Genomic DNA, 24,614 nt, shown 5'->3' on the forward strand with positions numbered 1-24,614 from the left:
AACGAAGTATGATATATTATAAAAGTCGCCGCTGAGAGAAAATGGTGACGAAAAAGCAAGAAAATTATCAAGTTTGATCTTTGAAAACTGAACAACGAGTGAGTAAACATTCTGCTTGCAGAATGAACGCGAAAGTTCGAGACAAGCCTTGGCTTGAATCGACTGGAGCATAAATGAGATTTTTAATCTCGTCAGTTTCAAAATGAGCTTATCGCTCTTTTCAATACTTTATTGGAGAGTTTGATCCTGGCTCAGGACGAACGCTGGCGGCATGCCTAATACATGCAAGTCGAGCGGACTTGAAGAGAAGCTTGCTTCTCTGATGGTTAGCGGCGGACGGGTGAGTAACACGTAGGCAACCTGCCCTCAAGTTTGGGACAACTACCGGAAACGGTAGCTAATACCGAATAGTTGTTTTCTTCTCCTGAAGGAAACTGGAAAGACGGAGCAATCTGTCACTTGGGGATGGGCCTGCGGCGCATTAGCTAGTTGGTGGGGTAACGGCTCACCAAGGCGACGATGCGTAGCCGACCTGAGAGGGTGATCGGCCACACTGGGACTGAGACACGGCCCAGACTCCTACGGGAGGCAGCAGTAGGGAATCTTCCGCAATGGGCGAAAGCCTGACGGAGCAATGCCGCGTGAGTGATGAAGGTTTTCGGATCGTAAAGCTCTGTTGCCAGGGAAGAACGCTTGGGAGAGTAACTGCTCTCAAGGTGACGGTACCTGAGAAGAAAGCCCCGGCTAACTACGTGCCAGCAGCCGCGGTAATACGTAGGGGGCAAGCGTTGTCCGGAATTATTGGGCGTAAAGCGCGCGCAGGCGGTCATTTAAGTCTGGTGTTTAATCCCGGGGCTCAACCCCGGATCGCACTGGAAACTGGGTGACTTGAGTGCAGAAGAGGAGAGTGGAATTCCACGTGTAGCGGTGAAATGCGTAGATATGTGGAGGAACACCAGTGGCGAAGGCGACTCTCTGGGCTGTAACTGACGCTGAGGCGCGAAAGCGTGGGGAGCAAACAGGATTAGATACCCTGGTAGTCCACGCCGTAAACGATGAGTGCTAGGTGTTAGGGGTTTCGATACCCTTGGTGCCGAAGTTAACACATTAAGCACTCCGCCTGGGGAGTACGGTCGCAAGACTGAAACTCAAAGGAATTGACGGGGACCCGCACAAGCAGTGGAGTATGTGGTTTAATTCGAAGCAACGCGAAGAACCTTACCAGGTCTTGACATCCCTCTGATCGGTACAGAGATGTATCTTTCCTTCGGGACAGAGGAGACAGGTGGTGCATGGTTGTCGTCAGCTCGTGTCGTGAGATGTTGGGTTAAGTCCCGCAACGAGCGCAACCCTTATATTTAGTTGCCAGCACTTCGGGTGGGCACTCTAGATAGACTGCCGGTGACAAACCGGAGGAAGGTGGGGATGACGTCAAATCATCATGCCCCTTATGACCTGGGCTACACACGTACTACAATGGCCGGTACAACGGGCTGCGAAATCGCGAGATGGAGCCAATCCCAACAAAGCCGGTCTCAGTTCGGATTGCAGGCTGCAACTCGCCTGCATGAAGTCGGAATTGCTAGTAATCGCGGATCAGCATGCCGCGGTGAATACGTTCCCGGGTCTTGTACACACCGCCCGTCACACCACGAGAGTTTATAACACCCGAAGTCGGTGGGGTAACCGCAAGGAGCCAGCCGCCGAAGGTGGGATAGATGATTGGGGTGAAGTCGTAACAAGGTAGCCGTATCGGAAGGTGCGGCTGGATCACCTCCTTTCTATGGAGAATCGTTTCCCGAGTGGAAACATTCAAATACGCAGCTTAGCTGCAAAAATTACTCACTCGTTGCTCAGTTTTGAGAGCTCAAACTCTCAAACGTTTGGTGGCGATAGCGAAGGGGTTCCACACGTTCCCATCCCGAACACGACCGTTAAGCCCTTCAGCGTCGATGGTACTTGGACCGCAGGGTCCTGGGAGAGTAGAACGCCGCCAAGCGTAAACCCATTACGGGTTTCAAAATTATATATAATGTGGGCCCTTAGCTCAGTTGGTTAGAGCGCACCTCTGATAAGGGTGAGGCCGGTGGTTCGAGTCCACCAGGGCCCACCATGTATACCTTAAAATCTAATATGGGGCCATAGCTCAGCTGGGAGAGCGCCTGCCTTGCAAGCAGGAGGTCAGCGGTTCGATCCCGCTTGGCTCCACCAACAAGATTTTACAAGCTTGTTCTTTGAAAACTAGATATCGAAACGAAAATTGCGAATTAGAACATTCCTTTAAGCTGATCTTGTGTAAACAAGTGAAGTGTTTATAAGGTAGATTGCATGAGCGAGTGATCGAAATGGAACGACTTTTGGCTTTGCGTAAGCAAAACAAGGGAAGAGACAGTTCGAACACGAGCGATATGGTTAAGCTACTAAGAGCACACGGAGGATGCCTAGGCGCTAGGAGCCGATGAAGGACGTGGCGAACAACGAAACTGCCTCGGGGAGCTGTAAGCAAGCTTTGATCCGGGGGTGTCCGAATGGGGAAACCCAGCTGGGGTAATTTCCAGTTACTCATAACTGAATACATAGGTTATGTAGAGGCATACCAGGGGAACTGAAACATCTAAGTACCTTGAGGAAGAGAAAACAATAGTGATTCCGTCAGTAGCGGCGAGCGAACGCGGAGAAGCCCAAACCAGAGAGCTTGCTCTTTGGGGTTGTGGGACATCTCACATGGAGTTACAAAGGAACCGGTTAAGCGAAGAGGTCTGGAAAGGCCCGCCAAAGAAGGTAAAAGCCCTGTACTTGAAAGTCTGTTCCCTCCGAGATGTATCCCGAGTAGTGCGGGGCACGTGAAACCCCGTATGAATCCGGCAGGACCATCTGCCAAGGCTAAATACTTCCTAGCGACCGATAGTGAAGCAGTACCGTGAGGGAAAGGTGAAAAGCACCCCGGAAGGGGAGTGAAATAGAACCTGAAACCGTGTGCTTACAAAAAGTCAGAGCCCGTTTTAGGGGTGATGGCGTGCCTTTTGTAGAATGAACCGGCGAGTTACGTTCCCGTGCAAGGTTAAGGTGAAGAGCCGGAGCCGCAGCGAAAGCGAGTCTGAATAGGGCGACATAGTACGTGGACGTAGACCCGAAACCGGGTGATCTACCCCTGTCCAGGGTGAAGGTGCGGTAACACGCACTGGAGGCCCGAACCCACGCATGTTGAAAAATGCGGGGATGAGGTGGGGGTAGCGGAGAAATTCCAATCGAACTCGGAGATAGCTGGTTCTCCCCGAAATAGCTTTAGGGCTAGCCTCGGAAAACAGAGTCGTGGAGGTAGAGCACTGATTGGGTGCGGGGCCCGCAAGGGTTACCAAGCTCAGTCAAACTCCGAATGCCATAGACTTACTTCCGGGAGTCAGACAGTGAGTGCTAAGATCCATTGTCAAAAGGGAAACAGCCCAGACCATCAGCTAAGGTCCCCAAGTGTGTGTTAAGTGGGAAAGGATGTGGAGTTGCACAGACAACCAGGATGTTGGCTTAGAAGCAGCCACCATTGAAAGAGTGCGTAATAGCTCACTGGTCGAGTGACTCTGCGCCGAAAATGTAACGGGGCTAAACACACCACCGAAGCTATGGCTTGATGCTTTGCATCAGGGGTAGGGGAGCGTTGTATAAGGGTTGAAGGTGTACCGTAAGGAGCGCTGGACATTATACAAGTGAGAATGCCGGTATGAGTAACGAAAAGATCAGTGAGAATCTGATCCGCCGAAAGCCTAAGGGTTCCTGAGGAAGGCTCGTCCGCTCAGGGTAAGTCGGGACCTAAGGCGAGGCCGAAAGGCGTAGTCGAAGGACAACAGGTCGAAATTCCTGTACCACCGTAAGCCGTTATGAGCAATGGGGGGACGCAGCAGGGTAGTGACGCGGACTGATGGATGTCCGTCTAAGCAGTGAGGCTGATGTGTAGGCAAATCCGCACATCATTAAGGCTGGGCTGTGATGGGGAGCGAAAATTATAGTAGCGAAGGTCATGATCTCACACTGCCAAGAAAAGCCTCTAGCCAGGTGATGGTGCCCGTACCGCAAACCGACACAGGTAGGCGAGAAGAGAATTCTAAGGCGCGCGGAAGAACTCTCGTTAAGGAACTCGGCAAAATGACCCCGTAACTTCGGGAGAAGGGGTGCCCCGGTAGTGTGAATAGCACGAGGGGGCCGCAGTGAAAAGGCCCAAGCGACTGTTTAGCAAAAACACAGGTCTGTGCGAAGCCGTAAGGCGAAGTATACGGGCTGACGCCTGCCCGGTGCTGGAAGGTTAAGGGGAGCGGTTAGGAGTAATCCGAAGCTGTGAACCGAAGCCCCAGTAAACGGCGGCCGTAACTATAACGGTCCTAAGGTAGCGAAATTCCTTGTCAGGTAAATTCTGACCCGCACGAATGGCGTAACGACTTGGGCGCTGTCTCAACGAGAGATCCGGTGAAATTTTAATACCTGTGAAGATGCAGGTTACCCGCGACAAGACGGAAAGACCCCATGGAGCTTTACTGCAGCTTGATATTGAATTTGGGTACGATCTGTACAGGATAGGTGGGAGCCTTTGAAGCATGAGCGCCAGCTTGTGTGGAGGCACCGTTGGGATACCACCCTGATCGTATCTAGGTTCTAACCTGGTACCGTAATCCGGTGCGGGGACAGTGTCAGGTGGGCAGTTTGACTGGGGCGGTCGCCTCCTAAAGAGTAACGGAGGCGCCCAAAGGTTCCCTCAGAATGGTTGGAAATCATTCGAAGAGTGCAAAGGCATAAGGGAGCTTGACTGCGAGACCTACAAGTCGAGCAGGGACGAAAGTCGGGCTTAGTGATCCGGTGGTACCGCATGGAAGGGCCATCGCTCAACGGATAAAAGCTACCCTGGGGATAACAGGCTTATCTCCCCCAAGAGTCCACATCGACGGGGAGGTTTGGCACCTCGATGTCGGCTCATCGCATCCTGGGGCTGAAGTAGGTCCCAAGGGTTGGGCTGTTCGCCCATTAAAGCGGTACGCGAGCTGGGTTCAGAACGTCGTGAGACAGTTCGGTCCCTATCTGTCGTGGGCGTAGGAAATTTGAGAGGAGCTGTCCTTAGTACGAGAGGACCGGGATGGACGTACCGCTGGTGTACCAGTTGTTCCGCCAGGAGCACCGCTGGGTAGCTATGTACGGAAGGGATAAGCGCTGAAAGCATCTAAGCGTGAAGCCCCCCTCAAGATGAGATTTCCCAGTATGTAAGACCCCTTGAAGACGACGAGGTAGATAGGCTGGGGGTGGAAGTGCAGCAATGCATGGAGCTGACCAGTACTAATCGGTCGAGGGCTTATCCAATATGCAAGTTATAAATCGCACATTTCGTTTCGGATCTAGTTTTCAGGGAGCAATCCTTGTAAGCATTGTTCATGATTGTCTATTTGGAGAGATACCCAAGTGGCTATAAGGGGACCCTCTGCTAAGGGGTTAGACTGCGTAAGCGGTGCGAGGGTTCGAATCCCTCTCTCTCCGCCATCTTTACCTTAAGATGGACAAGCAATCAAGATCAATATTATTAATATGGCGGTGTAGCTCAGCTGGCTAGAGCGTACGGTTCATACCCGTGAGGTCGGGGGTTCGATCCCCTCCGCCGCTACCATATTACCCAGGAGGCTTAGCTCAGCTGGGAGAGCATCTGCCTTACAAGCAGAGGGTCGGGGGTTCGATCCCCTCAGCCTCCACCATATACGCCGGTGTAGCTCAACTGGTAGAGCAACTGACTTGTAATCAGTAGGTTGGGGGTTCAAGTCCTCTCGCCGGCACCATTAATGCCTGGAACCGTGGTGTAGTTGGCCTAACATGCCTGCCTGTCACGCAGGAGATCGCGGGTTCGAATCCCGTCGGTTCCGCCATTAATCTAAAAATTAAATAAGGCTCGGTAGCTCAGTCGGTAGAGCAGAGGACTGAAAATCCTCGTGTCGGCGGTTCGATTCCGTCCCGAGCCACCATGTAATCCTGGAGGATTAGCGAAGCGGCCAAACGCATCAGACTGTAAATCTGCTCCCGTACGGGTTCGGTGGTTCGAATCCATCATCCTCCACCAGTTTTTCGAGTCATTAGCTCAGTTGGTAGAGCACCTGACTTTTAATCAGGGTGTCGAAGGTTCGAGCCCTTCATGACTCATCTTTTGAAAAAGAGTGATTGATCATTAATTTGATTAATCACTCTTTTTTGTTATAGATAAATAAATTAATAATATGGAAACTCTGATAAAGACTGAAAAAGGCGATGCTGCGCAAGATATGATAAAATAATAGAAAAAAGCAGAGTGGTGGCGTTCATTATATGAAGCTCATACCTGATCTAAAAAAACAAATCGAAGCAATTATAGGTACTACATTGGACGAATCCGTGATAACTATAGAAGAATGGAATCAATATGGATTGAGCTCAGCTCACCGTAGAACTGTTCCAGTGGCTCATAATACTCTTACAAAAGAGGCCGAAGGTTTCTTACGTGATGATGAGATGATGGATGGTTTAGCAAAGGATGTAAGCAGTTGGCGTACAGAAGACCAAATATATTTTAAAATCGGGATGAACGAGGAAGAAGGTACTGTTTTATATTGGGGATGCTCTGTTGATGCCGTTACGCTGGAAGTACAGCGTTTAATTGAACTTCTCATTACTAGTCATAGGGAATCGTTAGATGAAGAACAGCCTGTGATATATGAAAACGATAGAGAACAACAGCTTGCTGAATTGGGACAGTGGCTTCGGAAACAGGTTGAGCAAAGAGTTCAGCAGGAACCTATTCCGGATCATTTTTCATTGGATGGAGAATTGAACACAGAGAAAATCCCATTTTTGCTGCAATGTGAGACACCTGATGCTCATCGTATTCGTTCGAAGGAATTGAACAAGTTACTCGAAAGTTACTTCGGTGAAGAGATTATACTGATTCCTGTGGGAGCGCAGGAGTGGGTGTTTCTGGGTGATGAACAGATTGTCACAGGCGAAGCTGAAGAGGATACGACGGAAGCCAGAAAAGATTTATTGAATGCCTTCTGTCAGGGACTCTATGAATTGGTAGCCAGTGAATGGGCGGGTGTATTTCATTTGTCCGCATCCTTACCGTGTATCCCTGCAAAACAGCTATCTTCTGTCACGGCACTTCTTCAAGAGAGTGTTCACTTGGGCAGAGCTTTCCATGTCGTGCAACACATTCATCTTCCTTGGGATCTGCACCTTGAGCGTTTGGTAGATAGTATTCCTGTGCAACAGCGACTTCGTTTTATACAGGAAACGGGGAAAGGCACTGTGTTGTTTAGTGATAGTGAAACACTGGCTACACTGGAGACCTTCTTCAATCTCGATTGTAATGTCAGCGAGACGGCAAAGCGACTCTTTATTCATCGAAATACCTTGGTATATCGTTTGGATAAGATCAAACAGGAGATTGGATATGATGTTAGAAACTTCGAAAGTGCTGTTCTGGTGCGACTTTTATTGCTTATGTACAAAGTGACGAAAAAGCTTTGATATTTTTGTGCAGTTTGCGAATAGTCAAACATCATGCAAATGGGTTAATATAAAACTACAAAATGTATTCGATTACAAAATGATCTCTGAGGAGGCAACAATCATGGCTGGTGTACGTTTAGAGCATATTTTCAAAAAATACCCGGGTTCTGATAAAGCAACAGTAGTTGATATTAACCTGGACATTAAAGATAAAGAGTTTCTGGTACTGGTAGGTCCGTCCGGTTGTGGTAAATCAACAACACTGCGTATGATCGCAGGCCTTGAGGAAATTTCTGAAGGTAAACTCTATATCGGTGACCGCGTCGTTAATGATGTTGCTCCTAAAGACCGCGATATCGCGATGGTATTCCAATCCTATGCCTTGTATCCGCATATGAGCGTATACCAAAACATGGCGTTTGGTCTGAAATTGCGTAAAGTGAAAAAAGATGAGATCGACAAACGTGTACGTGAAGCAGCTAGAATCCTGGATATCGAGCATTTGCTTGAGCGTAAACCTAAGGCATTGTCCGGTGGTCAACGTCAGCGTGTCGCTCTGGGACGTGCGATCGTCCGTGATCCACAAGTGTTCTTGATGGATGAGCCTCTTTCCAACTTGGATGCAAAATTGCGTGGTCAAATGCGTGCTGAGATCACTAAACTTGCGAAACGTTTGGAAACAACCGTTATCTACGTAACGCATGACCAGATCGAAGCAATGACAATGGGTGATCGAATCGTTGTTATGAAGGATGGTATCATCCAACAAGCTGCTTCTCCGGAAGAGCTTTACAACCTCCCTGCTAATCTGTTCGTAGCTGGTTTCATCGGTTCCCCTACAATGAACTTTATCTCGGGTAAATTGGCTGAGCAAGGTGCTAGCATGCATTTCGTAGCTCCTGGTGTGGACGTTGAAATCCCACAAGGTAAAGCACAAGTGCTGAAATCAAGAGGATACATTGGTAAAGAAGTCATTCTGGGTGTTCGTCCAGAAGACATTCACGAAGAGCCAGTATTCCTGGAAGCATCCCCGAACTCTGTATTCTCTACACACGTAGACGTAACAGAGAACCTGGGTCACGAAATGCTCCTCTACTTGAGCGGTGTAGGTAACGACACTACAATCGCACGTGTAGACGGACGTTCCAACACTCGTGATGGTTCCACAGTTAAAATGGCAATTGACATGAACAAAGTTCATATCTTTGACAAAGAGACTGAAGCAAACGTTCTTCTTCAAGACTAATAGTACTGAGATTCATCGGTAACGATAGAATCTATCAGTTAACGCAATCATACATTGTAATCTGAGCCCCTTCCGTTATTGCTGGAAGGGGCTTTTTTACTCATACACGGGTGGAAGCCAAGATTGCATTCATCCCGGAATTCATTTAAGATTATTTGAAGGTTAGATGCTGTAACAAACAACATGAATGCGCTATTAATGCAATGGAATGACGCTAATGCTGATGTACATAGAGGGCAGCGAATGCTGAAAGGAAGAGACAAATGGCGAAAAAAGTGAAAGTATCTGAATTGGTACAACAATTCCAGTTGGAGGTTGTTTCTGGATCTCACGGACTGAAGAGAGTCATTACTGTAGACGATTTGAACCGTCCTGGCCTGGAAATGGCCGGTTATTTTGAATATCATCCACAAGAACGGGTACAGCTGCTTGGTAGAACAGAGCTGGCCTTTTTTGCAATGTTGCCAGAAGATGAGCGCCGTGATCGGATGCAGCGCCTTTGTACGGAAGAAACGCCATGTATCGTAGTAACCCGTGGACTTGAAGTGCCACAGGAACTGATTGACATCAGTGAAGAACAGAACCTTGCTGTGCTTCGCAGCAACATGGCTACAACGATTCTGTCCAGCCGGATTACTGGATTTCTGGAGAAGAAACTGGCGCCTACAGCAACGATTCACGGTGTACTCTGTGATGTGTATGGAGTAGGGATGTTAATCACCGGAAGCAGTGGCATTGGTAAGAGTGAAACTGCACTGGAACTGGTGAAACGTGGTCACCGATTGATCGCCGATGATGCGGTAGAAATTCGTCAGACATCAGACTTCCAGCTGCACGGAACTGCGCCAGAATTGATCCGTCACCTACTTGAGATCCGTGGTGTCGGCATCATCAACGTAATGACATTGTTCGGTGCGGGTGCGGTTCGTAATAACAAAAGGATTACACTGGTTGTTCGTCTGGAAGCTTGGCAGCAGGATAAACAATATGATCGTCTTGGTCTGGATGAAGAGACGACACGCATCATTGACACAGATGTACCGCTTGTAACGATTCCTGTTCGTCCGGGGCGGAACTTGGCTGTTATCATTGAAGTAGCGGGAATGAACTATCGCTTGAAACAGATGGGGCTGAATGCTGCGTTGCAATTTACGAACAAGCTGACAGCAACGATCTCTGAAGATATGGAAGACATGGACTAAGAAGAGAAGGATCTATTATATGATTAAAGGCCAATTGTTGATGTGTTTTACTCCTTTATAGAGCGTTGGAGACATACAGCAGTTGGTCATGCTTGTGAATGAGTCAATTTATAGGAGTGTGAATGAATGGATACATTATTACTGTTGAACCCGATAGCGTTCTCCATCGGAGCGTTAAAGGTTCACTGGTACGGGCTTATTCTCGGTACAGCGGCGCTTGTAGGTTTGCTGCTCGTCATCCGGGAAGGCAAACGGTATAACATTCCGCAGGAAGTGTTCATGGACATGGTTCTGCTTGGTGTGCCTTCTGCCATTATCGGTGCCCGCATATACTACGTGGCATTTCGATGGGACGATTATAAGGATAATTTCTGGGATGTCTTTAAAATATGGAATGGTGGTATCGCCATATATGGCGCACTGATTGGTGCGATCATATGTGCAGTCATTTTCTTCCGTCGTAAAGGGTATAATTTCTGGCGTATGGCCGACATCTGTGCACCTGGATTGATCGTTGGACAAATGATCGGACGCTGGGGTAATTTTGTGAATCAGGAGGCCTATGGCGGTCCTGTAGAAGAATCATTTTTGAGAGACAAGCTTCATTTGCCAGACTTTATCGTTAATCAGATGAACGTGGAAGGTGTATTCCATCATCCTGCATTTTTGTATGAATCGATGTGGAGTCTTGTTGGTCTGGTCATCTTACTGGTGCTTCGTCGTCAGAAGTTCCTGCGTGCTGGTGAGCTGTTTATGTCCTATTTTATCTGGTACTCGATCGGTCGATTCTTTATCGAAGCGTTGCGTACCGATAGTCTGGGATTCCAGGCTCCGCAATGGGTTGCCTCCATGGTTAATGGATTATGGTCACCGATGACAGCTATGGGCTTCGAGCAAGGATATCTTGATCCAGCCTACGGTAACGTAAGAATTTCGCAGCTGCTGGCTATTGGGATCATTATTGTTGCGGTAGTCTTCATCGTCGTGAGAAGAATGACAGGCAAGGCAGATGTACGGTATAGCGATCCAATTGTATCTTCCAAGGTTCCTTCAGAATCATCGGATGATATGGTGCAAACGGGCCCGGTTGCAGGCAAAGAGGACACGGTAACTCCAGTCTCGACCAAAGAGGATCTGAAGCAAGCTGAAGAGAAAAAGGAGTAATGCAACATGATTGACACGGTTTTGTTTGATCTGGATGGAACGATTATCGACACGAATGAACTAATTATTAACTCTTTCCTTCATGTAATGGAGGATTTGCAGTTATCTACCCCTTGGACACGCGAACAGATCATTCCTCATATGGGAGGAACACTGGAGAATCAGATGCGTACGTTTTCTGGGAAAGAGGATGTTGCGGAGTATGTCAAAGGATATCGGGCGTACAACGACGTTCATCATGAGGCGATGGTTCAGCCGTTTCCTCACGTGATTGAGGTTGTTGAGGCTCTTCATGAGGCAGGAATTGTGATGGGTGTTGTCACGACGAAGATTCGTCCATCTACTCTTAAAGTGCTGGAGCGTTTCGACCTGTTGAAGTATATGAAATCGATTGTAACAGTTACCGATGTAACCAATCCCAAACCGCATGCTGAACCGGTGCTAAAGGCGATCGAAGAGTTGGGTGCAGATCCGTCCAAAACATTGATGGTGGGTGACAGCCCTGTCGATATTCAATCGGCACAGAACGCGGGTGCGCTTTCGGCAGGCGTAGCCTGGTCCCTTAAGGGAGAGGCCGTATTGAGCGGCTATAACCCGGATTACATTTTGCACGACATGAAGGATTTGCTTAAGCTGATTGAAACGGAACGTTCATGAGAAAAGTAACCCGCTATCCCGTAGAAGGCCATAACGCACTTTGGCATATCTATAAGACAGTGAGTCCATGGAAAGGCGTGCGTAACTTTATCTGGATTCAGTTGTCACGGTACTGCCCGATTCTATCGGTCAAAAACTGGATCTATCGTCGCATGCTTGGCATGAAGGTGGGTAAACATACGGCATTTGGTTTGATGGTGATGGTTGATGTGTTCTTTCCGGAGAAAATTACGGTGGGTGAAAATTCCGTGATTGGTTACAACACCACGATCCTGGCTCACGAGTATCTTATTAAAGAGTACAGACTGGGTGAGGTGATTATCGGAGAAAATGTACTGATCGGTGCTAATTCAACCATCCTGCCGGGTGTAACCATTGGAGACGGTGCGGTAGTAGCTGCAGGAGCAGTTGTTCATAAGGATGTAGCTCCGGGGGCTTTTGTTGGAGGAAATCCACTTCGTGATCTGTCTCGCTCGAATGCATCAGCGGAGGATATTGTCATAAAGGCTGATGAGTAATGATTTTGGGAGACGGCCGAGACGGCCTACGGATATATCTGCAAAAGATCATCGCAAAGAATACACGGACGAAAATTAACCTGAATGGGTTCAGTCAGGGGAAGAGCAATAAGTCGAATTGACTGGAGTAAGGAAGCTGCTGATGGCAGCTTTTTTCGTATACAAATAGTTAGACTCATGTTCAGCATGGGATCAAAATGGAGGATATAGTACAAGCCCCCCAAAGGGGCTGTATTGTTGACGATGGATAGTCATTCATGTTATCATATCCCATATCCTTTAGTTTGTTAGCACTTTACCATGTTAAAGAAAAGGGGCAAAAGTTAAGTATAGTTAAGCAGAAATGAAGAACACTTACTAAACATTTTCTGAAGGCTGCCTGGCAGCAACAATAAAAATTCAGGTTACAAGATAGAATGGGGATTTACACTACATAAATCCTGTTGAAATAGAACGTCTACCAATCTTAAATTACTGACTCGGGGTGAATAATACCAATGTCCAAACCAAAAGGCTTTGAAAAACCGACAGGTTTTCGTGACTATACACCACATGTGGTGACCAAGCTGCGAACCATTGAGCGGAATGTACTGGAATGCATGGAACGCTGGGGTTACCGTCAAATCATTACGCCAACGATTGAATACTACGATACCGTAGGTGTAGCGAGTTCCACATCGGATCGCAAGCTGTTTAAATTATTGAACAGTCGCGGGACTACGCTCGTACTAAGATCAGATCTGACAGCTCCGATTGCACGGGTGGTCTCTTCTCTATTAAAGGATGAGGAGCTTCCTCTGCGTTTGTCCTATCATGCGAATGTGTTTCGTTCCATTGAAGAGGAAGCGGGGCGTGAGGCGGAATTTTTCCAAACAGGTGTAGAGCTTGTCGGTGATGATTCGCCAGAGGCAGATGCAGAAGTTGTAGCACTTGCGATCGCTTCTTTGCAGGCAGCGGGTGTGTCTTCCTTTAAAATTGCGATGGGTCATATGGGATTTCTGAATGGGTTACTGGAAGAAGTCATTCCGGGTCAAACGGTACAACAGGAACAGTTGAAAGAAGGATTGCTGGGACGTGATTATGTCGGCTATCGCCAATCCATTGAAGCATTGAATCTGGAACCGAAACTGAAGGAGCAGCTTGAAGCTATTTTGCGTCTGCGTGGCGGTAAAGAAGTATGTACACACGCAGCAGAGCTGAGTTCAAGTACTGAAGCAGCACAGTCCATTGCACATCTCTGTGCAGTATTCGAAGTGTTGGAAGCGTACGGTGTTTCTGAGCATGTGCTGATTGATCTCACGATGATTGGTGATTTCTCCTATTATACAGGCATGACGTTTGAAGGGTATGCGGCAGAGCTTGGATCCCCGGTATGCAGTGGCGGACGATATGATAATCTGTTACAGCAGTTTGGCCGTTCATTACCGGCTACAGGATTTGCACTCAAAACAAACCGTATTATCGATGGTGTTCATGGAATTACGATGGAAGAGAAGAAGCCTGTACTTATTCAATATACTTCGGAACACCGGGCTGAGGCTCTAACAGAGGCGGCGAGACTACGCAGCATTGGTCAGAATGTAGTAACATACCTCCTTCCTAAAGATGGGGCAGAGGCTCTAACAGGCAACAAGTCAATCCAGGCTGAGCAGGTTATCACGTACGGGCATGAAAATGGAGGGGGACGCTGAGATGTCGGATATTTTGAAGGTAGCTATGCCGAAGGGCCGAATCTATAAGAAAGCCTCCAAACTGTTCCGTGAAGCAGGGCTTGATATTCCGGAAGACGTGGACGATACGCGCAAGCTGGTCATCGAAGTGCCGGAAGCGGGGATGGAGTTCATCATGGCGAAGCCCGTAGACGTGCCAACGTATGTGGAGTATGGAGTAGCGGATATTGGCATAGTGGGTAAAGACGTTCTGCTTGAGGAAAATCGGGACGTATACGAATTGTTGAACTTGGGAATCGCCCAGTGCCGCATGTCTGTTATTGGACTACCGGACTGGACGCCTGGCATTCAGCAGCGGGTGGCAACAAAGTACCCGAGGATTGCCTCCCAGTATTTCCGCGAGCAAGGACAGCAGGTGGAAGTAATCAAACTGAACGGGTCCATCGAACTGGCGCCGCTGATCGGTCTGGCAGATCGAATCGTCGATCTGGTGGAGACTGGTCAGACGTTGCGTGAGAATGGACTCGTGGAGATGACGGGTATTCTGGATATCACAAGCCGCCTTATTGCCAATCGGGTCAGTTATCGGATGAAGAATGCACGGATTCAAGCATTATGCGATGCTCTCCAACAGGTCATTCCAGCCTCGAATGAGGTGTCTTCGGGGATCTTTCGGGGATAAATCAAGCATGTAAGATGGAGCAGAAGTAACTAATCGATGATTGATCATATAGCATAAACGGATATTAGAGGTATCACAGGTTATACAGGGATAGGGAGGTTATACTCATGAAAATTGTACCTGCACGGGAGTTTGATTTGAAGCGGGAAGTGGAATACGGTACACCTGAGCAAAATGAAGCGGTACGGCGCATTGTCAGCGACATTCGCCGGGAAGGAGATGCGGCACTGCTGCGTTACACAGAGCAGCTGGATCGCACGAAGCTGACGGCTGCGGAGCTTCGCGTGCCGCAGGAAGAGCTGCAGGCGGCTTATGCAGCCGTGGAGCCTTCCTTCGTGACGGCGATCCGTCAGGCCGCCGCTAACATTCGTTCTTTTCATGAGAAGCAGAAACGCAACTCATGGATGGATTGGCAGCCGGACGGCAGTCTGCTGGGCCAGGTAATCCGACCGCTGAAGCGGGTCGGCGTTTATGTACCTGGCGGCAAAGCAGCGTACCCTTCGTCGGTGCTGATGAATGTGATTCCGGCACAGGTGGCTGGCGTGCCGGAGATTGTTTTGGTGACGCCGCCGTCAACAAATGGCGGTGAAGGTATTAACCCGTACATTCTCGTGGCTGCTGCGGAAGCAGGCGTGAGCGAAATGTACCGGGTTGGCGGCGCTCAGGCAATCGCCGCCCTAGCTTACGGCACGGAGAGTATTGCCCCGGTCGACAAGATCTGTGGACCGGGCAATATTTACGTGGCGCTCGCGAAGCGCGAGGTTTATGGCGCAGTCGATATCGATAGTATCGCCGGGCCGAGTGAGATTGTGGTGCTCGCCGATGATACGGCGAATCCGGTGTATGTCGCCGCCGACCTGTTGTCGCAGGCGGAGCATGACGAGATGGCATCGGCCATTCTCGTCACAACCTCGGCCGTGCTGGCGGAAGCCGTGCAGGCCGAAGTGCGGCAGCAGCTAGAAGTGCTGCCGCGGCGCGATATCGCTGCTGCTTCCGTGGAGCAGCATGGCGCGATTATTGTGGTCGATTCCATCGATGAGGGAATCGATGTGGTGAACCGGCTCGCACCGGAGCATCTGGAGATCATGGTGCAGGAGCCGATGGCTTACGCTGGCCGGATCGAGAATGCCGGAGCAATCTTCCTCGGCCCGTATAGCTCGGAGCCGGTAGGGGATTATTTTGCGGGACCGAATCATATTATTCCGACAAATGGAACGGCACGATTCAGCTCACCTGTGGATGTGGATGATTTTATCAAAAAATCGAGTTTGATCTATTACAGTAAGGAAGCGTTGCTCCAAAATGGCGCGGCTATTATAGAGCTGGCCCGGCATGAAGGGCTCGAAGGACACGCCCGTGCGATCGCTGTACGGTTAGAACAGGAAGGAAAGGCGGAATCGGATAATGGATAAGCAGAATAATGGTTTGGACCTTCAGAATAAGGGTGCTGTACGTCAGGCAGAGGTAGACCGCAAAACAAATGAAACGAACATTCAGCTTTCTTTTGCCGTAGATGGAACCGGGCAATCCGAGATTGAAACGGACGTACCTTTCCTGAATCATATGCTCGATCTGTTCACAAAGCATGGACAATTCGATCTGAACGTACAGGCGCGCGGCGATGTTGATATTGATGACCACCACACGGTGGAGGATATCGGGATCTGTCTGGGACAGACCCTTCGTGAAGCATTGGGTGACAAGCGGGGCATCAAACGTTATGCGAGTGTTTTTGTGCCTATGGATGAGGCTCTCGCTCAGGTAGTCATCGATGTCAGCAACCGCCCTCACTTTGAGTACCGTGCACAATACCCGTCTCAGCAAGTGGGCAGCTTCTCAACCGAGCTGGTACATGAGTTCCTGTGGAAACTGGCGCTGGAAGCGCGCATTACATTGCACGTTATCGTGCACTACGGACAAAATACGCACCACATGATCGAGGCGATCTTCAAAGCACTGGGACGTGCATTGGATGAGGCAACAACGATTGATCCACGTGTAACGGGTGTGCCTTCCACGAAGGGAGTGCTGTAGACGATGGCGATTGCAATTGTCGATTATGGTATGGGGAACCTGCACAGCGTCGGCAAAGCGGTCGAACGTCTTGGCTACGAAGCGCTGGTCACAGGTGACCGGGATGCGATTCTTGGTGCAGATGGTGTGATATTGCCAGGTGTAGGTGCATTTGGCGATGCCATGGTGCACTTGAGAGAGAGTGGCTTGGACGCAGTGGTGAAGGAAGCGGCAGCTGGACCAACACCGCTGCTCGGCATCTGTCTGGGCATGCAGCTGTTGTTCAGCTCAAGTGAGGAGCATGGCGAGCATGAAGGATTGAATATTATGCCGGGTAAAGTGGTGCGATTCGCACCGGGAGAACTAAAGGTTCCACATATGGGCTGGAATCGATTGCAGTTCCTGCACCCGGAAAATCCGCTATTCGCGGGGCTTGAGGCAAGTCATGTCTATTTTGTCCATTCATATCATGCACGTACGGATGAAGAGAGCGATCTATTGGCAGTAACGGATTACGGACATCCGGTTACGGCGATTGTTGGCAGAGGCTCCAATTTCGGTATGCAGTTCCACCCGGAGAAGAGCGGAGAGCTGGGTATGAAGCTGCTTGGAAACTTCCTGGCGTTGACTGGATCGAAGGCGTAATCATAATCAGCGATCATATGATTTTTTTAATTCATCCTTATAAAATAACGTAGCAAACTCATATAGAATGTAGCCTAGAGCACAAATATGAATATATTCAGGAGGCCTTGTATGTCATCTTTTATCATATATCCGGCAATTGATATCCGGGACGGCAAATGTGTAAGACTGGTGCAGGGAGATTACAATCAGGAGACGGTATATAACGATGACCCGGTTCAAGTTGCTCTTTCCTGGGAGAAGCAAGGTGGTACATACGTTCATCTGGTGGATCTGGACGGTGCAAAAGCAGGTCATCCCGTGAATGATGAGCTGATCGGGCGTATTGCTTCGGCCGTGAACGTGCCTGTTCAGGTAGGTGGAGGTCTTCGTACAGTGGCTGATGTAGAACGTTTGTTGGGTCTCGGTGTAAGTCGTCTTATTATCGGGACAGCCGCTATTGAAGATCGTGCCTTTACAGAAGAAGTACTGGGACGTTACGGAGATAAAGTAGCTATTGGTATCGATGCACGCAATGGCTATGTGGCGACACGCGGATGGCTGGAGACATCGGAAGTTCAGGCCGAGGTACTTGCGAAGGAGCTGGCGGCATTTGGTGCCGAAACCTTCATCTTCACAGACATCTCCCGTGATGGTATGATGCAGGGTCCTAACGTGGAAGCGATCGTGTCTCTTGCGAAGACGAGTGGCCGTACGGTGATTGCTTCCGGGGGAGTTAGTGTCATGGATGATCTGCTTCGTTTAAGCAAGCATGCGGAAGATGGTGTCGGAGGAGCAATCGTAGGTAAAGCGCTGTATACTGGTAGTATTGATCTGTCCGAAGCGGTGCGTGTGGTAAATAAATAATAGCGATACTATATAGGCTCAAATAAACATTTGCACGATAACGGAGAGGACAGAAAAAACCTGAAGAAGTGAAACGTTCGCCTTTATCCCCGGATTTACCCTTTAAAAAAGGATCAAAAAATCTGGGGATAACAGCGATCGTAAGGTTGTTCTGTCATCGGAGTGGCTAGTGTGAATATTCTAAGTTGAACTTATACAGGAATGCGATCATGAGGAGAGAGGAAGAGGAGCATGCTGGCAAAAAGAATCATTCCTTGTCTGGACGTGAAGGACGGCCGGGTTGTCAAAGGCGTTAACTTCGTCAATCTCCGCGATGCGGGTGATCCGGTGGAGCTGGCGGCGCTGTATGACCGCGAGGGTGCGGACGAACTGGTGTTTCTCGATATCTCCGCTTCGGTGGAAGGCCGCGAAACGATGGAAGAAGTAGTGCGGCAAACCGCAGGCGAGATCGCCATTCCTTTTACCGTAGGTGGAGGGATCTCCAAGGTGGAAGACATGAAGCGCATTCTGCGTGCAGGAGCGGACAAGATTGCGGTAAATACGGCAGCTGTGCTTAATCCTCAGCTGATTGCAGACGGAGCACGTCGCTTTGGTTCCCAGTGTATCGTCGTTGCAATAGACGCCAAGTATAATGAGGCTTGGGGCGAATGGGAAGTGTACACGCATGGTGGACGTAAACCTTCAGGAATTAAGGCGCTGGATTGGGTTAAACAGGCGGAGACCTTAGGCGCTGGCGAAATTCTGCTGACAAGCATGGACGCGGACGGAACGAAGGACGGATTCGATCTGAAGCTGACTGCAGCGGTATCCGAATCGGTACGTATTCCGGTCATTGCTTCAGGCGGTGCAGGCAAGGAATCCCATTTCTATGATGTCTTCACTACAGGCAAAGCGGACGCAGGTCTAGCAGCAACGATATTCCATTACAAAGAAATCGCCGTTCCGGCGTTAAAACAACATTTGAGAGAGCAAGGGGTGGAGATCCGTGACTAATGTAAGCAATGAGATTAAGGAGCAGTTATCCTTGGAGCAGGTTGTGGAACACATTCGCTGGAGCGATGGTTTGGTGCCTGCCATTGTGCAGGATGCAGAGACACGTCAAGTTCTGATGATGGCTTATATGAATCGGGAATCCCTGAAATTGTCTCTGGAATCCGGTGAAACGTGGTTCTGGTCACGCTCGCGTCAAGAGCTGTGGCACAAGGGCGCAACTTCAGGCAACGTACAGACGATTACTTCATTGAAATACGATTGTGATGGTGACACCTTGCTAGTTGAGGTAAAACCGAATGGACCTGCTTGCCACACCGGAGCAGTGACGTGTTTCCATAATGAAATCGTGGGCTCGCCAGAGCAATCCGCAGACCAGACTTCAGGCGATTCTAGTGCAACTACTGCAAGTGCTAGCTCCGAAAGTCGTTTTGAAGTACTGGCTGAACTGGAATCGGTCATTGCAGAGCGTGAACGTGAGCGTCCGGAAGGCGCATATACGACGTACCTGTTCGATAAAGGCGTTGATAAAATTCTGAAAAAAATCGGTGAAGAAGCGTCCGAGACGATCATTGCCGCCAAAAATAAAGACAATGACGAGCTTCGTCTTGAGGTCAGTGACCTGATGTACCACTTGCTCGTTCTGTTGCAAGAGCGCAAGCTGCCGCTGGATGACATCATGTCAGAGCTGAGCCGTCGCCACGAGCGGCCTCGCCGCGATTAGGAGGCGAGCCTGTGCTAATAGACTATCATACACACCATGAGCGGTGTGGTCATGCGGTTGGCAAGCTGGAGGCTTATGTGCAGCGTGGGGTGGAGATTGGCTTGTCGCAGATTGGGCTGTCGGATCACATGCCTTTGCTGCATGTAGACCCTGCTCACTATTATCCTGAGATGGCAATGCCTATGGACGAGCTGCCGCGTTACGTGGAAGAGTGTTTCTCTCTGAAAGAGCGCTACCGTGGTCAGATTGATGTGCGTGTTGGCCTCGAAGGCGACTATATCGAAGGCTGGGAGACAGAAATTCGGGCCATTATTGAGCGGTATCCATGGGACTATGTGATTGGATCGGTTCATTTTCTCGGGGAATGGGACATTACGGATTTTCGCCAGACCCATCATTGGGAAGGGAAAGACGTACTAGAAGTCTATCGTCAGTACTATGATGCTGTGAGCAAAGCGGCAGCGACGGGAATGTACGATATTATGGGTCATACAGATGTGATCAAGCGCTTTGGCTTCACTCCGGCACCAGAGCAGACTGAAGAGCGTATAGATCTGGAGAATGCGGCGCTGCAAGCTATCGCGAAAAGTGGCTGTGCCATGGAGCTTAATGCATCAGGATTATCGAAGCCATGCGCAGAGATGTTTCCTGGTCGCCGGATGTTAACAGAGGCCATTCAATTGGGGATTCCGATGACCCTTGGCTCCGATGCACATGATCCGCTGAAGCTAGGCGATTATCTGCCTGAGGCCGAGGCGCTCTTGCGTGAGCTGGGCTGTACGGAGGTAGCCGTTTTTGAAGGTCGACAGCGCTCGTTCCTTTCTTTAAATGTATAAGGTAGTGGAGTATAATGAGGGTAGGAAATAACCTTTTTAGAGGTAGTTCAAAAAAGTCGGCTTTTGATTACGAAGGATGCCTAATGGCATCATCAGCGTCGAAGCTGGAATTCAGCCGAAATGTTCGTTGCTCACGTAGTTTTGCCTACGCTCCGCTACTCCATTTCTAGCTTTATCCCATCTTCTCGGTACTGAAAACCGGTCTTTTTGAACATTCACTTTTAGACTGATAAAGGATTATATTGGGACTTCAACCCTCGGGAGGGCATTATGCAGCATTCGTTACGTATTTTTTCCGGTTCATCGAACCCTAAGCTGGCAGAACAGGTATGCGACAAGCTGGGTGTACAACTAGGCAAGATCAAACTGTCCCGGTTCAAGAGCGGAGAAATATACGTTCACTACGAAGAGACGATCCGCAACTGTGATGTGTTTCTGATTCAATCATTATCTCATCCGATCAATGAGTTGTTCGTTGAACTGCTCGTCATGATTGATGCAGCCAAAAGGGCTTCTGCCCGTACGGTAAATATTATTGTTCCTTATTACGGATATGCCCGTCAGGAACGCAAGTCTGCTCCGCGTGAGCCGATCTCGGCCAAGATGGTTGCGGATGTGTTAACTACTGCTGGGGCAAACCGGGTAGTTACCATTGATCTGCATGCAGCGGCAATTCAAGGATTTTTCAATATTCCTGTGGATCACATGACATCATTGGATCTCATCAGTGATTATTTGCTGAGTAAAGGGATTGAAAATCCGGTAGTTGTCTCCCCTGATGCGGGACGAGCCTCGATGGCAGAGAAACTGGCGAATCGTCTGGATTCACCTTTTGCCATTATGATCAAAAAGCGGCCAAGCCACAATGAATCGATCATTACGCACGTTATTGGGGATGTTGAAGGTCGAACTCCAATTATTATTGAGGATCTGATCGATACCGGAACGACAATTCTCAATGTTGTTGAAGGATTGAAGGAGCGAGGCTCCAAAAACGTATATGTATGTGCAACACATGGTCTGTTCTCGGACGGAGCTCTAAGTAAACTTAATCACCCGTCTATAGCCGAGGTGGTGGTCACAGACTCCATCGCACTGCCGGATGATCACCCAGAATGCTTCAAAGTGTTGCCCGTAGCTCCAATGCTTGCACGTGCTGTTCGCATTATTGTGGATGGCGGCTCCATGGCGACGCTGTTTAAAGATTCAGGGATTTAATCATGCAGCACAGATCTGTGCGAATCCAGGTGTATTGTACCGTGTTTGAGTGGTTTGCTGCTCAGCACGGTTTTTGTTTTTTTATGATGGATTAGGGTAAAGATGCGGATGAGTTAAGGAGAAGGAGGGAATCGATTACTGATTTGCTGCCTGGGGGCTTGTGCTATAATAACTTAAAATTGATTTTATGGCTGCGTATATAGGGAATTCAATCCCAGAGATGTAACTGATGTGATGAACAGTAGAACCACGGCTATTATACAACGGTGTCGTGGAGTGAGGAGTGGGGTCTATTGTCCCGGACTTGGTATTATCGTTTACTGTTTTCTTATTTTCCTATTTTCTTTCTTACCATGACCGTACTCATTTTTATCGCTTTTGTTTTCATTAATGACATCTCCAGGGAAGAAACAAGGAAAGCAGACCGTATCTCCTCCAGCTATTTGGTGGACAGTCTGGACCGAACGATCCGGGATATTGAGTTGTCGGTTATGGAAGCGGTGCAGAGTGAGCAGGCCTATAAGTACTATTTTAATAGCCAGAACCAGGTGGGCAAAGAGACCGTGTATAGCATTGCTCAAAACTTGCGTGAGCTGACGAGTTCCAACCCTTGGATCCAATCCATTTATTTGTATGATAAGAAAAATGAAAGCGTTTTAACATTAAGCGGCTCTAAGGAGGTAGATAGCTTTTCAGACAAGGCATGGATCGACCGAATCGACTCTGGTTCTCTTACTTCAGGCTGGCAGCCTGTCAGGGAATACGATGCAGGAGTTAATCAGCGTACGCCTATTCGGGTGTTGACGGTAGATAAGGATATGCCCTTGCCATTTGGCTCTGATGGGGTGCTTGTCATTAATATCAAGATGAGTAGCATCGAGCAGAGCATTGATAGTATGGTTAATGGACAGCTTTCTTTCATGAGCATTCTTGACCGTGGCGGTCAGGTTGTGTACGATGCGCATTCAGATCGTGAAGGTGCTGTAGAAGGCCAAGAGCTGAACACCCTTTCGCTGGAAAGATTGGGTTGGACGATCTCCAGTGGGATCAAGGAGGGGAACTTATATGGTTGGGTCTCGGTGGTTTCCTATGTATGGGTGATTATTGCGGTTGTTACCGTCATTTGTGCAATCGTCTATATTATCTATATCACTCGTCGCAACTATAAACCCATTCAGATTATTATGAATCGGATTGAGGCGCATCAGATTCGGGTGCTGGAGCAATCGGGCTCACGGACCGATGAGATGAAATTGATTGATGGCGTGTTAGAAAACCTGATTAACCATATGATGGATTCGGACAAAAAGAGCAGAGAAAACGTGCTGCTGCAGCGCAGCAAACTTTTTAACGATCTGCTGAATGGGGAGAATCTGGATCATGCGGTAGAGCGATTAAAGGATCTTTCCCCGTTAACTGGCGTGGATACTTCGTCATGCTTCGCTGTTGTGGTTGGCGAAATTAACCGATATGAGAAAGGATTCCAGGAACGGTTTACGAGAGGCGAGCAGAATACACTCAAATTTGCGTTAATGAATGTGCTGCAGGAGCTCTCACGCGATGCGGGTATGCAATGCTGGACCGAATGGGTCAGCTCAGATCAGATTGCGATCCTTTTCCTGTCCACAGACGGTAACGCGGATATGACGGAGCAAATTCGATTAGTTGCGGAGGAATGCCGATCCTGGGTTGAGCAGAATCTGCGTATATCATTGAGTTTCGGTATCGGACCGATCGCGGAGGGCATCAAGGCTATTCGTGAATCATACGTAGCGGCTGAGACTGTGATGCACCGCAGATTGCTGAGAGATGGTGATATCGCTCTGGCCGGGTATGGAGAAACCCAGCAGCAGCTGCTTGATACCTATACCTATTTGCAGATGATTGCTGATTTTGTTAAACGGTTTCGGATGTCGAGCAGTCAGTGGCGTGATCAACTGGAGGAGATCTTCGCGGCTTTTGAACGTGATAAGCTGCCAGATGATGAGATTCACTCCTTGATTCAGGCGATGCTACAGATGCTCAGCCGGGAAGTAGCGGTCATGTCCGAACAGCTGCAGGAGAAATTATCGGAGGAAAACATAAACAAGTGGTTGATGCTGATGAAAGAAGCGGAGACACTTGAAGGTGTCAAAGACATTCTGTTTGATGACCTGACGGACTTGTTCAGAACTTATGTGTCGGTAACTGAAACCAAGAGCTACAAAGCGATGGTCAATGAAATGAAAAACTATATCGAGGAACAGTTTGCGAATCCTGATCTTTCGCTGAAACATCTGAGCGATCGATTCCAGATTACCGGCAAACATGCAAGTTATTTGTTCAAGACAGAGTTCAATATGAAGTTTGTAGACTTTCTTACAGAATTGCGGATGAAGGAAACGGAGCGTCTTCTGCGGAGTACGGATCTTTCCCTACAGGACATTGCCTTGAAGGTGGGGTATGCCAATGGAATTACCTTGGGACGTGTATTTAAACGGGTTGAGGGTATTACACCGGGAGACTATCGCCGTATGAAACGTGAACATCACGATTCCGAGTCGTAATTCAAAGGCTCATGCTACGTATTATACCGTGCTAAGCACAGGGTGGAATTCATGCAGGTTTTTCTCAGGAGAAGCCATGTAGGAGTCCGCCTTTTTTGCTGCTAGTGTAAACCTATATTCCGTCTTGGAAGCTTGCGCTTATGCAAGAAATCCT

The 24,614-nt window shown here is 48.7% G+C and carries 17 protein-coding genes, 10 tRNA genes and 3 rRNA genes; all 30 read left to right on the plus strand.

The window, feature by feature from the left end; translation table 11 throughout:
* Positions 1-228: 228 nt before the first annotated feature.
* The 30 genes from PTQ21_RS05840 to PTQ21_RS05985 all read left to right on the plus strand — a co-directional run bounded on the left by PTQ21_RS05840 (position 229) and on the right by PTQ21_RS05985 (position 24,460).
* Positions 229-1,781, plus strand: a 16S ribosomal RNA gene (locus PTQ21_RS05840).
* A gap of 101 nt (positions 1,782-1,882) precedes the next feature.
* Positions 1,883-1,999 (plus strand): 5S ribosomal RNA (rrf, locus tag PTQ21_RS05845).
* 37 nt (positions 2,000-2,036) lie between these two features.
* Positions 2,037-2,113 (plus strand) — tRNA-Ile (locus tag PTQ21_RS05850).
* Between the two features lie 22 nt (positions 2,114-2,135).
* Positions 2,136-2,211: transfer RNA gene (locus PTQ21_RS05855), tRNA-Ala, on the plus strand.
* Between the two features lie 199 nt (positions 2,212-2,410).
* Positions 2,411-5,337: ribosomal RNA gene (locus PTQ21_RS05860) — 23S ribosomal RNA — on the plus strand.
* Together the 16S, 23S and 5S rRNA genes with 10 tRNA genes alongside form the textbook arrangement of a ribosomal RNA operon.
* 85 nt (positions 5,338-5,422) lie before the next feature.
* Positions 5,423-5,514 (plus strand) — tRNA-Ser (locus tag PTQ21_RS05865).
* Positions 5,515-5,561: 47 nt separating this feature from the next.
* Positions 5,562-5,638 (plus strand) — tRNA-Met (locus PTQ21_RS05870).
* Between the two features lie 9 nt (positions 5,639-5,647).
* A tRNA-Val gene (locus tag PTQ21_RS05875) sits at positions 5,648-5,723 on the plus strand.
* A gap of 5 nt (positions 5,724-5,728) precedes the next feature.
* Positions 5,729-5,804 (plus strand) — tRNA-Thr (locus PTQ21_RS05880).
* Positions 5,805-5,813: 9 nt separating this feature from the next.
* Positions 5,814-5,891 (plus strand) — tRNA-Asp (locus PTQ21_RS05885).
* Positions 5,892-5,911: 20 nt separating this feature from the next.
* Positions 5,912-5,987: transfer RNA gene (locus PTQ21_RS05890), tRNA-Phe, on the plus strand.
* 9 nt (positions 5,988-5,996) lie between these two features.
* Positions 5,997-6,082 (plus strand) — tRNA-Tyr (locus PTQ21_RS05895).
* Positions 6,083-6,089: 7 nt separating this feature from the next.
* Positions 6,090-6,162: transfer RNA gene (locus tag PTQ21_RS05900), tRNA-Lys, on the plus strand.
* Positions 6,163-6,453: 291 nt separating this feature from the next.
* The gene (locus PTQ21_RS05905; protein WP_274569110.1) at positions 6,454-7,521 is read left to right on the plus strand and encodes a PucR family transcriptional regulator; all 1,068 of its coding nucleotides are present in this window, start codon (positions 6,454-6,456) and stop codon (positions 7,519-7,521) included.
* A 103-nt stretch (positions 7,522-7,624) separates the two neighbouring features.
* Positions 7,625-8,749, plus strand: coding sequence for an ABC transporter ATP-binding protein (locus PTQ21_RS05910; protein WP_063566522.1), 1,125 nt, complete (start codon positions 7,625-7,627; stop codon positions 8,747-8,749).
* 263 nt (positions 8,750-9,012) lie between these two features.
* The gene (hprK, locus tag PTQ21_RS05915; protein ID WP_063566521.1) at positions 9,013-9,951 is read left to right on the plus strand and encodes an HPr(Ser) kinase/phosphatase; all 939 of its coding nucleotides are present in this window, start codon (positions 9,013-9,015) and stop codon (positions 9,949-9,951) included.
* A 126-nt stretch (positions 9,952-10,077) separates the two neighbouring features.
* A complete protein-coding gene (lgt, locus tag PTQ21_RS05920) occupies positions 10,078-11,115 on the plus strand; it encodes a prolipoprotein diacylglyceryl transferase (RefSeq protein WP_079697259.1) in 1,038 nt (345 codons plus the stop codon).
* 6 nt (positions 11,116-11,121) lie between these two features.
* The gene (ppaX, locus tag PTQ21_RS05925; protein WP_274569113.1) at positions 11,122-11,772 is read left to right on the plus strand and encodes a pyrophosphatase PpaX; all 651 of its coding nucleotides are present in this window, start codon (positions 11,122-11,124) and stop codon (positions 11,770-11,772) included.
* Entirely contained in the window at positions 11,769-12,290 is a 522-nt protein-coding gene (locus tag PTQ21_RS05930; RefSeq protein ID WP_063566518.1) for an acyltransferase, read from the plus strand. The genes ppaX and PTQ21_RS05930 overlap by 4 nt, the downstream gene beginning before the upstream one ends.
* Before the next feature lie 497 nt (positions 12,291-12,787).
* The gene (locus tag PTQ21_RS05935) at positions 12,788-13,981 is read left to right on the plus strand and encodes an ATP phosphoribosyltransferase regulatory subunit (RefSeq protein ID WP_072735750.1); all 1,194 of its coding nucleotides are present in this window, start codon (positions 12,788-12,790) and stop codon (positions 13,979-13,981) included.
* Position 13,982: 1 nt separating this feature from the next.
* Positions 13,983-14,642, plus strand: a complete 660-nt coding sequence (gene hisG / locus PTQ21_RS05940) for an ATP phosphoribosyltransferase (protein WP_063566516.1) — start codon at positions 13,983-13,985, stop codon at positions 14,640-14,642.
* A gap of 107 nt (positions 14,643-14,749) precedes the next feature.
* Positions 14,750-16,054 (plus strand): histidinol dehydrogenase, encoded by a 1,305-nt coding sequence (gene hisD / locus PTQ21_RS05945; protein WP_274569114.1) that lies wholly within the window; start codon positions 14,750-14,752, stop codon positions 16,052-16,054.
* Positions 16,047-16,676 (plus strand): imidazoleglycerol-phosphate dehydratase HisB, encoded by a 630-nt coding sequence (hisB, locus tag PTQ21_RS05950; protein WP_063566514.1) that lies wholly within the window; start codon positions 16,047-16,049, stop codon positions 16,674-16,676. The genes hisD and hisB overlap by 8 nt, the downstream gene beginning before the upstream one ends.
* A 3-nt stretch (positions 16,677-16,679) precedes the next feature.
* Positions 16,680-17,300, plus strand: coding sequence for an imidazole glycerol phosphate synthase subunit HisH (gene hisH / locus PTQ21_RS05955; protein WP_274569116.1), 621 nt, complete (start codon positions 16,680-16,682; stop codon positions 17,298-17,300).
* A gap of 111 nt (positions 17,301-17,411) precedes the next feature.
* Positions 17,412-18,146 carry a 1-(5-phosphoribosyl)-5-[(5-phosphoribosylamino)methylideneamino]imidazole-4-carboxamide isomerase gene (gene hisA, locus PTQ21_RS05960; protein ID WP_274569118.1) on the plus strand — a complete coding sequence of 245 codons (735 nt, stop codon included), beginning with the start codon at positions 17,412-17,414 and terminating at the stop codon, positions 18,144-18,146.
* A gap of 231 nt (positions 18,147-18,377) precedes the next feature.
* The gene (hisF, locus tag PTQ21_RS05965) at positions 18,378-19,139 is read left to right on the plus strand and encodes an imidazole glycerol phosphate synthase subunit HisF (protein WP_072735753.1); all 762 of its coding nucleotides are present in this window, start codon (positions 18,378-18,380) and stop codon (positions 19,137-19,139) included.
* Complete coding sequence (gene hisIE, locus PTQ21_RS05970) at positions 19,132-19,860, plus strand: bifunctional phosphoribosyl-AMP cyclohydrolase/phosphoribosyl-ATP diphosphatase HisIE (protein ID WP_274569120.1); 729 nt, start codon at positions 19,132-19,134, stop codon at positions 19,858-19,860. Before hisF ends, hisIE begins: the two co-directional genes overlap by 8 nt.
* An 11-nt stretch (positions 19,861-19,871) precedes the next feature.
* Positions 19,872-20,696 (plus strand): histidinol-phosphatase HisJ, encoded by an 825-nt coding sequence (hisJ, locus tag PTQ21_RS05975; RefSeq protein WP_274569121.1) that lies wholly within the window; start codon positions 19,872-19,874, stop codon positions 20,694-20,696.
* A gap of 270 nt (positions 20,697-20,966) precedes the next feature.
* Complete coding sequence (locus tag PTQ21_RS05980; RefSeq protein WP_063566509.1) at positions 20,967-21,914, plus strand: ribose-phosphate diphosphokinase; 948 nt, start codon at positions 20,967-20,969, stop codon at positions 21,912-21,914.
* 293 nt (positions 21,915-22,207) lie between these two features.
* Positions 22,208-24,460: a helix-turn-helix domain-containing protein gene (locus tag PTQ21_RS05985; protein ID WP_274569124.1), complete on the plus strand. Its 2,253-nt coding sequence runs from the start codon at positions 22,208-22,210 to the stop codon at positions 24,458-24,460.
* Positions 24,461-24,614 lie beyond the last annotated feature (154 nt).

The sequence above is a fragment of the Paenibacillus marchantiae genome, from assembly GCF_028771845.1.
Taxonomy (GTDB): Bacteria; Bacillota; Bacilli; order Paenibacillales; family Paenibacillaceae; genus Paenibacillus; species Paenibacillus marchantiae.